The 13,081-nt window shown below is 42.2% G+C and carries 19 protein-coding genes and 1 other annotated feature; of the genes, 12 read left to right on the plus strand and 7 right to left on the minus strand.

The features are described 5' to 3' along the window. Entirely contained in the window at window positions 1-345 is a 345-nt protein-coding gene (locus JCM19038_RS05275) for a cytochrome C oxidase subunit IV family protein (protein ID WP_042359838.1), read from the plus strand. 115 nt (window positions 346-460) lie between these two features. Next, complete coding sequence (locus JCM19038_RS05280) at window positions 461-1,009, plus strand: DUF420 domain-containing protein (RefSeq protein WP_042415371.1); 549 nt, start codon at window positions 461-463, stop codon at window positions 1,007-1,009. Window positions 1,010-1,094: 85 nt separating this feature from the next. On the opposite strand, the gene JCM19038_RS05285 is transcribed toward JCM19038_RS05280, so the two are convergent. Beyond that, the gene (locus JCM19038_RS05285; protein ID WP_042415374.1) at window positions 1,095-1,448 is read right to left on the minus strand and encodes a YugN family protein; all 354 of its coding nucleotides are present in this window, start codon (window positions 1,446-1,448) and stop codon (window positions 1,095-1,097) included. 163 nt (window positions 1,449-1,611) lie between these two features. Between JCM19038_RS05285 and ylbD the strand changes: the two genes are divergently transcribed. From ylbD to JCM19038_RS05305, 4 genes are read left to right on the plus strand one after another with little or no spacing between them, the layout of a single operon-like run. Further along, window positions 1,612-2,043 carry a spore coat protein YlbD gene (ylbD, locus tag JCM19038_RS05290; protein ID WP_042415377.1) on the plus strand — a complete coding sequence of 144 codons (432 nt, stop codon included), beginning with the start codon at window positions 1,612-1,614 and terminating at the stop codon, window positions 2,041-2,043. A 15-nt stretch (window positions 2,044-2,058) separates the two neighbouring features. Continuing rightward, entirely contained in the window at window positions 2,059-2,283 is a 225-nt protein-coding gene (locus JCM19038_RS05295; protein WP_042359835.1) for a YlbE-like family protein, read from the plus strand. Window positions 2,284-2,332: 49 nt separating this feature from the next. Then, window positions 2,333-2,692: a hypothetical protein gene (locus JCM19038_RS05300; protein WP_042359834.1), complete on the plus strand. Its 360-nt coding sequence runs from the start codon at window positions 2,333-2,335 to the stop codon at window positions 2,690-2,692. Between the two features lie 39 nt (window positions 2,693-2,731). Beyond that, window positions 2,732-3,175, plus strand: a complete 444-nt coding sequence (locus tag JCM19038_RS05305; RefSeq protein ID WP_081831629.1) for a YlbF family regulator — start codon at window positions 2,732-2,734, stop codon at window positions 3,173-3,175. 47 nt (window positions 3,176-3,222) lie between these two features. Here the strand turns inward: JCM19038_RS05305 and cbpB are convergent, their stop codons facing one another. Beyond that, on the minus strand, window positions 3,223-3,660 hold the full coding sequence (gene cbpB / locus JCM19038_RS05310) for a cyclic-di-AMP-binding protein CbpB (RefSeq protein WP_042415379.1): 438 nt from the start codon (window positions 3,658-3,660) through the stop codon (window positions 3,223-3,225). Between the two features lie 192 nt (window positions 3,661-3,852). Between cbpB and JCM19038_RS22650 the strand changes: the two genes are divergently transcribed. From JCM19038_RS22650 to JCM19038_RS05315, 3 genes are read left to right on the plus strand one after another with little or no spacing between them, the layout of a single operon-like run. Next, a complete protein-coding gene (locus JCM19038_RS22650) occupies window positions 3,853-4,026 on the plus strand; it encodes a hypothetical protein (RefSeq protein WP_193745049.1) in 174 nt (57 codons plus the stop codon). Beyond that, complete coding sequence (locus JCM19038_RS22655; protein WP_193745050.1) at window positions 4,023-4,196, plus strand: hypothetical protein; 174 nt, start codon at window positions 4,023-4,025, stop codon at window positions 4,194-4,196. The genes JCM19038_RS22650 and JCM19038_RS22655 overlap by 4 nt, the downstream gene beginning before the upstream one ends. 37 nt (window positions 4,197-4,233) lie before the next feature. After that, entirely contained in the window at window positions 4,234-5,607 is a 1,374-nt protein-coding gene (locus JCM19038_RS05315; RefSeq protein ID WP_042415382.1) for an aspartate kinase, read from the plus strand. Between the two features lie 14 nt (window positions 5,608-5,621). On the opposite strand, the gene JCM19038_RS05320 is transcribed toward JCM19038_RS05315, so the two are convergent. The 4 genes from JCM19038_RS05320 to proB are packed head-to-tail and all read right to left on the minus strand — an operon-like array spanning window position 5,622 to window position 9,623. After that, window positions 5,622-6,437, minus strand: a complete 816-nt coding sequence (locus JCM19038_RS05320) for an ion transporter (protein WP_042415384.1) — start codon at window positions 6,435-6,437, stop codon at window positions 5,622-5,624. 7 nt (window positions 6,438-6,444) lie between these two features. Continuing rightward, complete coding sequence (proC, locus tag JCM19038_RS05325) at window positions 6,445-7,284, minus strand: pyrroline-5-carboxylate reductase (protein ID WP_042415386.1); 840 nt, start codon at window positions 7,282-7,284, stop codon at window positions 6,445-6,447. Next, window positions 7,274-8,545 carry a glutamate-5-semialdehyde dehydrogenase gene (locus tag JCM19038_RS05330; RefSeq protein ID WP_042415388.1) on the minus strand — a complete coding sequence of 424 codons (1,272 nt, stop codon included), beginning with the start codon at window positions 8,543-8,545 and terminating at the stop codon, window positions 7,274-7,276. The genes proC and JCM19038_RS05330 overlap by 11 nt, the downstream gene beginning before the upstream one ends. Further along, on the minus strand, window positions 8,511-9,623 hold the full coding sequence (proB, locus tag JCM19038_RS05335; RefSeq protein ID WP_042415390.1) for a glutamate 5-kinase: 1,113 nt from the start codon (window positions 9,621-9,623) through the stop codon (window positions 8,511-8,513). The genes JCM19038_RS05330 and proB overlap by 35 nt, the downstream gene beginning before the upstream one ends. Window positions 9,624-9,664: 41 nt before the next feature. Beyond that, window positions 9,665-9,874, minus strand: a binding site (T-box leader). A 234-nt stretch (window positions 9,875-10,108) separates the two neighbouring features. Here proB and JCM19038_RS05345 point away from each other — a divergent pair. The 3 genes from JCM19038_RS05345 to coaD all read left to right on the plus strand — a co-directional run bounded on the left by JCM19038_RS05345 (window position 10,109) and on the right by coaD (window position 11,729). Then, window positions 10,109-10,378, plus strand: coding sequence for a YlbG family protein (locus JCM19038_RS05345; RefSeq protein WP_042415397.1), 270 nt, complete (start codon window positions 10,109-10,111; stop codon window positions 10,376-10,378). Between the two features lie 300 nt (window positions 10,379-10,678). Continuing rightward, window positions 10,679-11,242: a 16S rRNA (guanine(966)-N(2))-methyltransferase RsmD gene (gene rsmD, locus JCM19038_RS05350; RefSeq protein WP_042415400.1), complete on the plus strand. Its 564-nt coding sequence runs from the start codon at window positions 10,679-10,681 to the stop codon at window positions 11,240-11,242. 4 nt (window positions 11,243-11,246) lie between these two features. Beyond that, window positions 11,247-11,729: a pantetheine-phosphate adenylyltransferase gene (gene coaD / locus JCM19038_RS05355; protein ID WP_042415403.1), complete on the plus strand. Its 483-nt coding sequence runs from the start codon at window positions 11,247-11,249 to the stop codon at window positions 11,727-11,729. Here the strand turns inward: coaD and ylbJ are convergent. Further along, window positions 11,726-12,922, minus strand: a complete 1,197-nt coding sequence (ylbJ, locus tag JCM19038_RS05360) for a sporulation integral membrane protein YlbJ (RefSeq protein ID WP_193745051.1) — start codon at window positions 12,920-12,922, stop codon at window positions 11,726-11,728. The genes coaD and ylbJ overlap by 4 nt on opposite strands. Window positions 12,923-13,081: the final 159 nt, after the last annotated feature.

The following is a 13,081-nucleotide window of genomic DNA, read 5'->3' on the forward strand; positions in this document are numbered from 1 at the left end:
ATGGGTGAAAATTTATCTCAACCGTTTGAGAAAAGCTCAATGACTCCTGAAGAAATTAGAAAGATTAATCGGGAGCAACGAATTCAAACGATTGCATTTGGTTTTATGATCGCAATCACACTGCTTGCATTTATTGCTGTTGGTGCTGATGTCGTTCCAGGATCATTTGCGATTCCGTTTATTCTAGGTTTAGCAGGGATCCAGTTGTTTTTACAACTTTACTATTTCATGCACTTAAAGGATAAAGACCACGGTTGGCCGAATACGTTTATTGTGTCCGGAATCGTACTCGTTATTCCTACGATTGTTGCGTTAATGCTTCTAATCGGTGTAACGAAATACTAAGTGACAAGAAAGAGCGGCCAAATTCGGTCGCTCTTTTGTCATATAATCGTCAAGGAGACGTTTTGAGTGTGAGTAGTCGTTGCAGTATAATGGAAACGACAGGAGGTTGTTTTCTTTGGGAAACGCAGATTATGTACCGAAAACGAACAAAAATTACACGTGGATTGTCGTCACGTTAACCATCGTAATTAATGGTTTAATCGCTCTATTGTTTTTTATGGACGGGCTAGGCGCTGAAGCGTCGTTTGATGTGACGATTTTACCGATGATGAACGCCATCTATAACAGTTTTACGACGGTGTTCTTGCTTGCAGCACTCTATGCAATTATAAAGCGCAACGTAAAAGTACATCGTAGGTTTATTTATGCAGCTTTATCGACAACAACGTTGTTCCTCGTAACGTATGTGGCACACCATTTACTTGCAGACTCGACACCTTACGGTGGCGAAGGGATTATGGCAGGGATTTATTACTTTATTCTACTTACACACATTCCACTCGCAGCCATTATCGTGCCACTCGTACTGTTTTCAGTCATTTGGGGTATGACTAATCAAGTAACAAAACATAAGAAGATTGTTCGTTGGACGATGCCGCTTTGGCTTTATGTGAGTATTACAGGTGTACTAATCTACATTATGATCTCACCTTATTACGGCTAATGACAAAAAAGCGAGTACGCTATTCATGCGTTCTCGCTTTTTTCGTAAAAAGAAAAACAGCTGAGTATACAGCTGTCTTAACAATTTAGAAGTCTGTTAATCCTTCTTCAACGCCTTGAAGTTTAGACTTCACTTTTGAAACGATTTTGTCTGGGAACTCTTCATCGTACTCGACACCGTGTGGGTAATAATGTCTACCGAGAATCGGCGTCATTAATTTAACGACCGTATCTTCCCCTGGAATATCTCCGTCGATTGCGTAGGCAGGTACTCGTAAGAAGTATGTGGCACCTTCGCGTTCGTCTTTCATTTCATAATCAAAGGTAACACGTTCGTAATCCCATTGTTCTGCGTGGATAAATCCGTGCTTGTCCATGACTGGAAGCAAGTTTCCAAATTTCAATTCTTTGTCTGGAAAGTTGAAGTCTGTTATTTTCATCCCGTTCCCTCCTAAAAGGCTCAATCCATTCTTTATTTTATAGAAAAACGCTTAAATATGCAATTGCTAGCATAAGGAATTTTGATGAACATAGACAAGAGTGGATGCGTAATGTAAAAGCAAAAGGAGGGGGTATCATGCCAGATGAGCACATGGACCTTCGGTGATTGATTTTAAGGCATTTGTCAAAAATCATCCAGGGTTAATTCAGGAAGTCCGTGAAGGACGCCGTTCATGGAATGCGTTATATCAAGATTGGAGTATTTTAGGATCAGACGATCAAAGCTGGCAAGGATTTGCGCGTACGACTGCAGCTCCAACTGAACAAGTAGGAACTGGTGGACATCAAGAAGCAACTAGTACAGACACAAGGGGAGCTTCGAGCAATTTACAAGGCTTACTTGATAACAACCCAACCGTTGCCTCTGTCGTCTCCAAACTTGGTCAAATGAACGTAAACGAGCTTCAAGGTTATTTAGGTCAATTTAGTGGTGTGATGAACAACGTGCAACAACTAATGGGGCAGTTCCAAAATACAGGTGCTCCAGTTCGTAGCAGCACGAGGGATAATCCGTTTTCCTTTAGAGGGTTTTAAAAGGCGGTTGATACGATGAGAAGTGACGTAATGGAATACATTCGGAGTCGTCCAGATCTTAAGCGCTATTTACGTGCAGAACCGACATGGTACCGTAAGCTCGCACGGCATCCTGAACAGCTCGTTGACATGGAGAAAGAAGCGAAAGTATTCAACGGTCAAACGTGGCCCCAACGAGTAGCTAAAGTAAACCAAGGACTTGGGATGACGATGAGTTTGTTAAGCATGTTCCGTAGGTAGCATAGTTTTAGGCCTTCTTTGGCATAATAAGACAAAGGAGGTCGTTTTTATGTCCGTATGGATGATTATGCTACTCATGTCACCTTTCGTGCAAAGCGATATAACGATTGAACCGTTGCCAGCCATTCAAGAAGTGTCTACTGAGAATACTGAAACAAAAATACAAACGCACCAAATTGGGAGTACGATCTATGTTGAAACGTATGTTCCAGAAGTGACGTTTAATCGTCATGATGAGGAACGACCAAAAGGCTATTTCATCGTCACTCTTGATGGGGAAAAAGAAAAAGTCGAGCAAGCCGCATTTATGCTTAAAGACGTTCCGAGTGGGAAGCACCAATTAGTCATCGAACTCTATGATGAAAAAGGTTCGTTACTACATGAATATGAGGAAACCATTCAATTGTAACTCTACGCATGTTATACTGGGGTTTGGAGGTGTTTTACAGTGCAAAGTGTCGTATCAACACCTGTTGACCTGTTGGATGTTTCCGAAGAACTTTCTTTTATGATCACTCGTAGTGATGTGTACACTACTTATCTCGATACAAAAAGAGAAATGAACGAAGATGCTTACGCAACGTCTTGTATCGTAGCCTTTAATGATGAAAAGGTGCGTTTTGAAGAAGTTCAACGGTTTGGTAAATACCATCCAGATTATCATACAGTAACGAAAGCTATGCGACTAGCAAAGCGCGAAATGGACATGTGTGAAACAGTCGCTGCATTTCGGAAAGCAGAACGGGACTTAGAGAAGTTGTTATCTTCGATTGGTGAGCTACTGGCAAGCTCAGTGTCGCCGTTTATTAAAGTTCCTTCTTCAAATCCTTACTTTGACTCCTCGTCTTGTAGTGGGGGATGCGGATCAGGTGGGAGCTGTAGCTGTAGTTGATTCCATAAAAAAGCTATTAAGAACAGTTGATTCTTAATAGCTTTTCTTTATTGCAAATATCTGTGAACCAAGGCGAGAATTGATCGTCTCGTTAAAATTCCGACGAAGGCATCGTCTTCGTCAACAATACATATGAACGGATGATTAATTGACGTCGTTAATGCTTTTTGGAATGTAGCGTCCGTGCGTAATCGTGGGATGTTTTTGTTCATGGCCGTCTCCACAGTAATATCATGAAGGCGTTCCATCTCCAATTGCTCTAACCCGAGAATAGAGTCTAAGATTTCTGTCTTACTAATCTGACCTTTCACTCGGTAGTCACGATCAAGTACAGGTACGGCTGTATATCCCGATTTAATGAGAACAAGTAATGCATGATCAAGTCGGTTCTCTAGTTGAACGTGTGCAACTTTTTCGTGAGAGACGATTAGATCATTAATTTCTTTCGTCATCAGTTGACGATTTTTCAAAACGTTGAGCGTCATAACATCAGATCCCCTTACGAGTGAAGAAAAATGAACACATTACTTTTACAATCTTATGTATTATCGTAGAAGTTCCTTGAAAAATTGTCAAGAAATGAACGACGTTTAGCGGTCTCAATAAAGGATATTCCTAGATTCTAATTAAGAATCTAAGTATAATAAAAGAAGATATAGGAACGAAAGGGATTGTATATGAAACGCAAGGATAAAAAAATTGTCATTACGCTATTATCTGTTGTTGCAATTCTTATTATCGGTGGAATGTTTGTGCCGATCAGCGTGAGTGCCCGAGTGATACTCGCACGATCATTGATCATACGACACAAACGTATGCAGCTCCTTCGTGTTTTGATGAAGCAGAAATGACGAACTTCCTTCAAGAGACGACGTTTGGCCATGCCAAATCGTTGGATTATGATGCAGAGTCTTCATGCTCCACTGATTTTTACACCCAATCAGACGTCCCCATCTTTTTCGCGATGCTGCAATTATTTGGACTAGGAGAACAACAATGGTCGGAAGAAGACCGCCTATAGCTATGAATGTACACCAAGAAAAAGGGAGAGAGAGTAAATGAAAGTTGTAAAATTTGGCGGAACATCAGTGGCGAGTGGGCCACAAATTGAAAAGCTTACGAATATCGTACAAGAAGATGCTGAACGAAGAATTATTGTCGTTTCAGCACCGGGAAAACGAACGAAAGACGACATTAAAGTAACAGATATGCTGATTGACTTAGGTGAGAAGTGTAGTAAAGGTCAATCAACAGACGATGCGCTTGCAGCAGTGATTGAGCGCTATCAATCGATTGCAAAAGAGCTCGCATTGCCTAGTGAAGCGATTGAAGAAGTAGAACAAGACCTTCACGCTCGCGTTGACTTTTATAGCAAAGCGGACAATGAGGATCAATTTATGGATCAAATGAAAGCCGCAGGCGAGGACAATAATGCGAAATTAATCGCAGCACACTTTTCGAATGTAGGCATTGATGCAGTTTATATGAATCCGAAAGTAGCTGGACTTCTCGTTGAAGGCGAACCAGGGGACGCTAGTGTGATTCCAGAAGCTTACGAACAATTAAAAGCATTACGTGATGAAGAGCGCGTGATCGTATTCCCAGGCTTTTTCGGGTATACCGAGGAAGGGATCTTAACGACATTCCCAAGAGGTGGTTCAGACATTACAGGTGCTATTGTAGCTGCTGGTGTAAAGGCCTCTCTCTATGAGAATTTCACAGATGTTGATTCGGTTTATGTAGCAAATCCAAATGTCATTGAAAATCCAGAAGAGATCCACCATATGACGTATCGGGAAATGCGTGAGCTTTCGTATGCTGGTTTTTCAGTTTTTCATGATGTTGCGTTAATTCCAGCATTTCAACATGACGTTCCAGTAAGCATTAAGAATACGAATAACCCATCAAGTGAAGGGACATTAATTACCGCTCGTCGTAAAGAAGAGAATACGTACTTTCCTGTAACCGGAATTGCTGCTGATAAAGGGTTTAGTATTATTTACGTTCGAAAATATTTAATGAACCGCGAGATTGGATTTGGACGTAGGCTTTTAGAAATGGTTGAAGAAGAAGGACTATCTTATGAACATTTACCTTCTGGAATTGATGATACGTCAGTCATCTTAAGAACATCTCAGTTCTCTATTGATAGCGAGAATCGCCTTATTAATCGCATTCAAAATGAACTCGGTGTCGATGACTGCTACATTGAACACGGGTTTGCGATGGTAATGGTTGTAGGAGAAGGCATGCACGAGACCGTCGGTCTTGCGTCAAGAGCAACGCAAGCAATATCAGGTGCAGGTGTTAACTTAGAAATGATTAATCAAGGCTCCTCAGAAGTATCACTTACGTTTGGAGTAAAAGAACGTGAAGCCGATGATGCATTACAAGCATTGTACAAAGAATTCTTCGCTAAAGTAACCCAATAACAAAAACTCGGATCCTATTTTGGATCCGAGTTTTTTATGTCTCGAAGCATTTGTTTTACTTCTTGTAATTCGTTGTGAAGCTTTTGATAGTCTGTTTCTTCGGTACTATGTTTTGCGGTGTCTTCTTCATTTGCCTTTTCAACGTTGTTTACGATCACCCCGATGAATAAGTTAAAGATAATAAACGTACCAACTAAAACGAACGCAATAAAGTAAATCCAACTCCATGGCTCAATCTCTAAAATCGGTCGCATGACCGCTTCTGTCCATGAATCCAGCGTTACAATTTGGAAGAGCGTCAATACAGAGCGCCCGAGGCTTCCGAAATACTCCGGAGAGATTGACGCAAATAACATCGTACCGATGACAGCAAAGATATAAAAGACGAGACTCATTAAAAACATAATGTTGAAGAGGGAAGGGATTGTGCGCATGAGTGCATCAACGAGTCTTCGTAATGACGGAATGACAGAGATCGCACGAAGCACTCGAAGTACACGAAGCACTCGGAGTACCGTCACGAAGTGTGCACCTGCAAATAAGTGACCGGCTAAGATAATCAAGAAGTCAAACCAGTTCCAACCGCTCTTGAAAAACGTATAAAATGGAACGCTTGCAATGAGTCGTAACACAATTTCAACGGTGAAAATCCAAAGCAACACACGGTCAGCAATGTAGAACCATTCTTGATAAGGAATGTACAGTTCTGGGTACGTTTCAAGACCGACGATGACCGCATTAACAAAGATAAAGAGCATCACGACAATCGTAAAAAAGCGATGCTCAACGAAGTCTTGAAGTTTGAGGCGCCAATGTTTATCTGAGCTCACGTATCACTTAACCTCCGATTGAAGTATGATCCACATCGTAGTCGCCAAGTTGCTTAGATCGACCGATGGCCGCATCGGCACCTTTAGCAATGTGTTCTTTCACTTGAAACATTTCGAGATGCTTAAATGCGGCTTCAGTCGTCCCACCAGGACTCATCACTTCTTTATAGAGCTCTTTTGGTGTTTGTTCAGTGTGACTAAAGCGAGTGGCAGCACCGATCATCGTCTGAACGATTAATCGTTTCGCTTCATCAGAGCCAATACCGGCGCGTTCTGCTGATTCCATCAAGCCTTCAATAACATAGTACATGTACGCAGGACCACTTCCAGAAATGCCGGTAACGGCATCCATTTGTGTCTCCGTTACCGTCGTTACAGTACCGACGTGTAAAAACAACGATCGTGCAAGTTCAACGTCTTCATCCGTTGCATATTCACCTTTACAAATCGCAGTTGCTGATTGCATGACCGTTGCGGAAGTGTTCGGCATAGCTCGTATCACGGCATTTTTCGTACCGAGTAATGAAGAAATATAGTCCGTTTTTGTTCCTGCAAGTACAGAATAAAATACATGATGTTTCGTTACAAAAGGTCGTAGTTGAATGATCGCAGATTCAATGTCTTTTGGTTTCATTGCCAGCACGACAACGTCACTTTCGTCCATTGCTTCCTTAACATCGGTTAATGTTTCGATCTCATAGCGTTCTTTCATATACGCTAAGCGTTCTTGATTGGATTTATTCATCGCTTTGATCGTCGTTTGTTTCGTTTGATCAGTCGCACGCACACCAGCGATGATCGCTTCAGCCATAGCCCCGGCTCCAACAAACAACAGATTAGGTTTCATGACTATATTGAACTCCTTTCGTTTGTCCACTTCCTTGGATGACGTACTTGTTCGTTGTGAGTGCTTCAAGACCAAGAGGTCCTCTTGCATGAAGCTTTTGCGTACTAATGCCAATCTCTGCACCGAATCCGAATTCTCCACCATCCGTAAAGCGAGTCGAAGCGTTATGGTACACAGCAGCTGAGTCAATCAATTGTTGAAAACGCTCCACGATCGCTTCATTGTTCGAGACAATCGATTCTGAATGATGACTACTATACTGATCAATGTGACGGATCGCTTCTCCGCTATCGTTAACGGTTTTCATTGCAACGACGTAATCAAGAAACTCCGTTTCAAAGTGTTCTTCGGTGACAGGTAAGACGTTTTCGTTTAAGGCTTGCAATGTGCTATCACCATAGATGGTCACGCCTTTATCAATTAACGCGTGAATCAAGTCATGACCGTGAAGGGTCGCCCATTCACGGTCTACGAGAATCGTTTCGACTGAATTACAGACAGAAGGGCGATCGGTTTTGCTATCGATGGCAAGGTCAATGGCCATTTGTTTATCGGCTGTTCCTTCAATATAGAGGTGGCAGTTGCCTTCGCCAGTTTCAATCACCGGTACGATCGATTGACGGAGAACGGTTTGGATCAGTGAGGCGCTTCCTCTAGGGATCATCACGTCAACAAGTCCTCGTAATTGACCGAGTTCATTCACACTCTCCCTTGAATCTGGAGAGATGAGTTGAACGATGTCTCGGGATAAGTTTGCTTTCGTAAGGGCATCTTGCATCACCGTTACGAGCACTTCATTTGAACGTTTCGCTGATGAACTTCCTCTTAGTAAACAAGCGTTACCTGCTTTTAGACAAAGGCTTCCTGCGTCAATTGTGACATTTGGACGGGCTTCATACACCATTGCTATAACGCCTAACGGAGAGCGGACGTTTTTAATGACGAGTCCGTCTTCTCGTGTCCACGATTGTTCGGTTTCTTTTCGTAATGGGTCCGGTTGGTCAATGAGAGTGAATAACCCTTCTTTCATCGATTCAATTCGATCTGGCGTTAACGTTAAGCGATCAATTAATTCATTTGAGATTCCGTTTTGTACGGCATCATCGATGTCTTTTAAGTTCGCATCATGAATGACGTCTTTCGCTTCATCTAAACCTTGTGCAATCAGACGTAATACTTCATTTCTCTTTTCAAGGCTTGCGTTTGCAATAGCGTTACTCGCTCGTTTACAAGCGATCGCTTGTTGTTTTGTTAGACTCATCAATCATCCGTCCTTTCTGATGGCTTACCCAATGATCTCTATGAATACAAACGATTGAAGTCTCGTTTGCTGTTCCTAATTCATTTGAAGATAATGAAGAACGACCTTTACCGACGAGTAACCCGTCACGATCGTAGACTGCAATAATTGCACCTTTTTCAAATGATGCTTCGACTTTTTTAATTCCAACCGCTAGTAAGCTCTTACCACGGTAGAGCATCGCATCCTTTGCTCCATCATCAATCATAATACGCCCTTCAATTTCCGAATGAAGACCGACCCATTGTCGGTTTTTCGTCCACGTATTCGGTTGACGCTCAACGTACGTTCCTTTGCCGTTTCCATTGACTGCTCGGATTAATTCCTCTTCACTTTCTGCACGACCAATAAACGTATTTATTCCTAGCGATTGCGCTCGTTTAGCAGCCTCTAGCTTCGATTTCATACCACCAGTTCCAAGGCTCGATCGTTTGTCATCCATCTCATTAATAAATGAATCGGTAATGACAGTTAAATGCTCAATTCTTTTTGCGTCAGGTTGACTTGGATGGGCGTTATAAACGCCATCAACATCCGTAAGTAGAAGCAGTTGATCGGCGTTTAATAGACCTGCAACAAGACTTGAAAGCCAGTCATTATCACCAAACGTTAGTTCTTCAATGGCGATGGAGTCATTTTCATTAATAATAGGAATGACTCGTCTCCTGAGAAGCTCAGCCAATGTTTGGTAGGCATTGTTGTATTGCTCTTCGTGGGAAAACGTGCTTCTCGTTAATAGCAATTGCGCTACAGCAATCGATTGCTGTAAGAATGCTTTTTCGTAAGCTTCCATTAACAACCCTTGACCAACTGCTGCGGCTGCTTGTTTTTTGGCAGTCGTCGTCGGTCGTGTTCGGTAGCCAATTTTTTGAAAGCCTGCAGCCACGGCGCCTGAAGATATAAGAATAATTTCGTACCCTCGTTGGTGTAGTTCACCAATGGCACGACTATAGTGAATGATTCGTTCGTGAGCAATTCCACCATCACGCTTTGCCAGTGAGCTACTGCCAATTTTTATGACGATGCGTTTTGTGTTCATGTTCGTCACCTCAATCGAAAAAAAGCTCCTATTTCATCCGTATTAAGGACGAAATAGGAGCTTTTCCGCGGTACCACCTTGATTAACCACAGCGATGTGGTTCACTTGTACTCTTTATCGCAGAGTAAACGGTCAGCGGTTAACTGACTGCTCAAGGTAGGTTTCAAAGGAGTTAGTGGCGCGAAGGTTTCAGCGGTTGCTTCGCTCTCTGTGGCATAACGTCCTTTTACTTGTCCTGTCATCGCATTTCGATCATTAACGTACATATGAAAGTGAACATATAATATCATTTTCTCCATAGGCATGCAAGCACAAAGGCGTGAGACTTCGTTGCTTTTTCATGGAAACTGAGTAGTCATCACTCTTGTTTTTGAATAGAGTCATGAGTACAAACGATGGCAACGTTGTGACGGCGTTGTCACTAACTTGTTCCCATGATAAACTAATGGAATAACATTCCGGTTTTACCGTAAGGGGCGGTACCTATGTATCAACAAAGACAAGGACTAGTAGTCTGGGTACAATCGTTAAAACACGTCAGACATTTACGCAAGTATGGACACGTCCAATACGTATCTAAGAAAATGAAATATGTTGTCTTATATTGCAATGTCGACGATGCCAACAGTGTATCCGAACAAATTGGACGATTGAATTTTGTCCACAACATAGAATGGTCGGTTCGAAGGGAACTTGATTTGAATTTCGAAGACGACACTCAATTGGAAAGAACAAATGAACATTTGCATACTTAATGGCTTGAGTACTCATACTCAAGCTTCTTTTATACAAAAAAAGCCGCGCGCCCATATGGACACGCGGAGCCTGTTGTTATCGACAGGCAATGGGAGAGGAGAAACCGGAGGAAGCGCTTATGGGGAAACGTAAGCGTTCTCCGCGGTTACTTGCAACATGGGATCATGTTGCTAACTCTATCATGTCCGTAAACGTGCAAGAATATACAAACCGATGTGAATCTTTTTCTTGAATTGTCACTTTCAAGGTATGATAAACTAAAAGGGTTTTATGAATGCAAGATAGAAAGGAAGTTAACGATGCGTGTCATAGCAGGAGAACAGCGGGGGATGCGATTACAAGCTGTAAAAGGAAATACAACGAGGCCGACTGCTGATAAAGTTCGCGAAGCGTTATTTCATCGACTTGGACCTTACTTTGATGGAGGCATTGGTCTTGATCTTTATGGGGGAAGTGGAGCCATATCGATTGAGGCGATCAGTCGTGGCATGGAACGAATGCACATTGTAGAACTTTCAAAAGAAGCGATTACAACGATTACGAAAAATGCGAAACATTGCCGTGTCGACCAACGCTTAACCATTCATCAAGGACGTGCGCAATCAGTACTTAAACGTTTTAGCAGTGAACGTATTCAATTTGATTTTATTTATATCGATCCACCTTACAAACAGCAAATGATTGAAGAAGATATTCAAGCGATTGTAGGCGGTACTCTCTTGCATCCAGATGGTGTAATTGTATGTGAACATGATTCGAGTGTCACGTTACCTAAAGAGATCGAGTCGCTTGAAACCGTCCATGAAAAACGCTACCGAGATACGACAATTACGATGTATCGAATGAGTGAAAGTGAGGAATAAGGATATGACGACGATCGCAGTTTATCCAGGCAGTTTTGACCCTGTTACGAATGGACATATTGATATTATTGAGCGCGGCGCAAAAGTTTTTGACGAAATTATCGTCGCTGTTTTAAACAATCAACGAAAAACACCATTGTTTTCAGTAGAAGAGCGTGTGCAATTGTTAGAAGAGTCGTTAACACATATTAACAACGTATCCGTTGACTCGTTTCAAGGTTTGCTCGTTGACTATGTTAAAGAGAAGAATGCAAGTGTCATTGTGAGAGGGTTACGAGCGGTTAGTGACTTTGAATATGAAATGCAAAACGCCTCAATCAATCGAAAGTTAGAATCGTCAGTTGAGACGTTTTTCATGATGACAAATAACAATTACTCTTACTTAAGTTCAAGCATCGTAAAAGAAGTGGCTCGATATGGGCGAAATGCAGAAGACCTCGTGCCACCTCCTGTGGAGCGTGCGCTACGTGAAAAATATCAACGTTAACGATTTGTGATCAGTCTTTGGTGCCAAATGACAATAGAGATGAGCAATGTAACGAGTGTAACGATCGGACCCCACGTGTAAAAGGCATCCATGAACGTTGCAAGGAAGTTTTGTGACGCGCCTCCAGACGCCGTTTCTTGTACACGAGGTTGATACAGCCAATCAAATACGAAAAACGTTAATATTGCAGCGAAGACACCTTGCATGACCCTTGCAAAAAAGAATGGTTTAAATCGAATATCGGTAGCAGCGAGAATGCTTGCAGCTTGTGCTTGAGCGGAAAACCCTGCAAATGCGAGTAAGAAACTAACGATGATGGCTTGCTCTTTTAGTGTTGCTCCTGTCGTTGTGCTGACAAGCTGACTACCAAGCGTCATTTCAAAAAGTCCCGAAATAATTGGTACGCTTAACTCGGTCGGGAATTGGAAGATCATTAATGCCAATGTCACGATCAGTGCCAACCATTGCGTAATGTGCAGCAAAGAAAGAACTTCATTTAACACAGAGAATAGAATAATGAAACCACCGATCATTAATAGCGTCTGTACCGATGATTGAACGGCATCGCCAAGTTTTTGTCCAATCGGTCTCGTATCTTGAAGACGTTCTTCATGTAACATGTGAAAAGCTTCTTTTAAGGAAGGAAAGCGTTTCTTTTTTTGCCTCGTCTGAATGTGATTTCCCCCGTGAAATCGCATCATCATTCCGACGAGGACGTTGCCTCCGTAATGGGCAAACGCGAGAACAATTCCGAGAGCAGGGTCATGAAAAAAACCGATCGCAATTGCCCCGAACAGAAATAGTGGGTTTGAAGAGTTCGTAAATGCAACGAGACGTTCAGCTTCAATCGTCGTGATTCGTTTGTCTTTCCAAAGGCGTGCCGTAAGTTTTGCACCTGCTGGATAGCCACTGGCAAGTCCCATTGCCCATACAAAACCACCAGTGCCTGGCACACGAAATAACGGTCTCATTAATGGTTCCATATAGGCGCCTAGAAAACTAACGACGCCAAAGGCGATGAGAAGCTCAGAAATTATAAAAAACGGTAGTAACGACGGAAAAACGACGTCCCACCAAATCGATAACCCTCGTAATGATGCATCCAATGAATGTTGAGGGAAGAGCATTAATGAGGCTGCCATTAAAAGTACAGAACAAGCTAGAAAAAGAGAATTCCATTTTGAAAGTGACAAAAGAACAGCCTCCTCATTGGTGGACTCAGGACAAGGCATTGTACTTTCATAATTACGTTTCGTTCACAAAAATAGAACGAGCTCTCGTTTTCTTTTAAAATTAGGAATGAGTCTCGAAAGACTGGTAAGCTATCATAGAAGTCATTTCTTTGGTATTAA

Source organism: Geomicrobium sp. JCM 19038 (assembly GCF_000698125.1).
Taxonomy (GTDB): Bacteria; Bacillota; Bacilli; order Bacillales; family Marinococcaceae; genus Geomicrobium_A.

Coding starts and splice junctions, on each gene's coding strand:
- JCM19038_RS05275 (WP_042359838.1), top strand. CDS start 1: ATGGGTGAAAATTTATCTCAACCGTTTGAGAAAAGCTCAATGACTCCT.
- JCM19038_RS05285 (WP_042415374.1), bottom strand. CDS start 1,448: ATGAAAATAACAGACTTCAACTTTCCAGACAAAGAATTGAAATTTGGA.
- JCM19038_RS05295 (WP_042359835.1), top strand. CDS start 2,059: ATGAGAAGTGACGTAATGGAATACATTCGGAGTCGTCCAGATCTTAAG.
- JCM19038_RS05300 (WP_042359834.1), top strand. CDS start 2,333: ATGTCCGTATGGATGATTATGCTACTCATGTCACCTTTCGTGCAAAGC.
- cbpB (WP_042415379.1), bottom strand. CDS start 3,660: ATGACGCTCAACGTTTTGAAAAATCGTCAACTGATGACGAAAGAAATT.
- JCM19038_RS22650 (WP_193745049.1), top strand. CDS start 3,853: ATGAAACGCAAGGATAAAAAAATTGTCATTACGCTATTATCTGTTGTT.
- JCM19038_RS22655 (WP_193745050.1), top strand. CDS start 4,023: ATGACGAACTTCCTTCAAGAGACGACGTTTGGCCATGCCAAATCGTTG.
- JCM19038_RS05315 (WP_042415382.1), top strand. CDS start 4,234: ATGAAAGTTGTAAAATTTGGCGGAACATCAGTGGCGAGTGGGCCACAA.
- proC (WP_042415386.1), bottom strand. CDS start 7,284: ATGAAACCTAATCTGTTGTTTGTTGGAGCCGGGGCTATGGCTGAAGCG.
- JCM19038_RS05330 (WP_042415388.1), bottom strand. CDS start 8,545: ATGAGTCTAACAAAACAACAAGCGATCGCTTGTAAACGAGCGAGTAAC.
- proB (WP_042415390.1), bottom strand. CDS start 9,623: ATGAACACAAAACGCATCGTCATAAAAATTGGCAGTAGCTCACTGGCA.
- JCM19038_RS05345 (WP_042415397.1), top strand. CDS start 10,109: ATGTATCAACAAAGACAAGGACTAGTAGTCTGGGTACAATCGTTAAAA.
- rsmD (WP_042415400.1), top strand. CDS start 10,679: ATGCGTGTCATAGCAGGAGAACAGCGGGGGATGCGATTACAAGCTGTA.
- coaD (WP_042415403.1), top strand. CDS start 11,247: ATGACGACGATCGCAGTTTATCCAGGCAGTTTTGACCCTGTTACGAAT.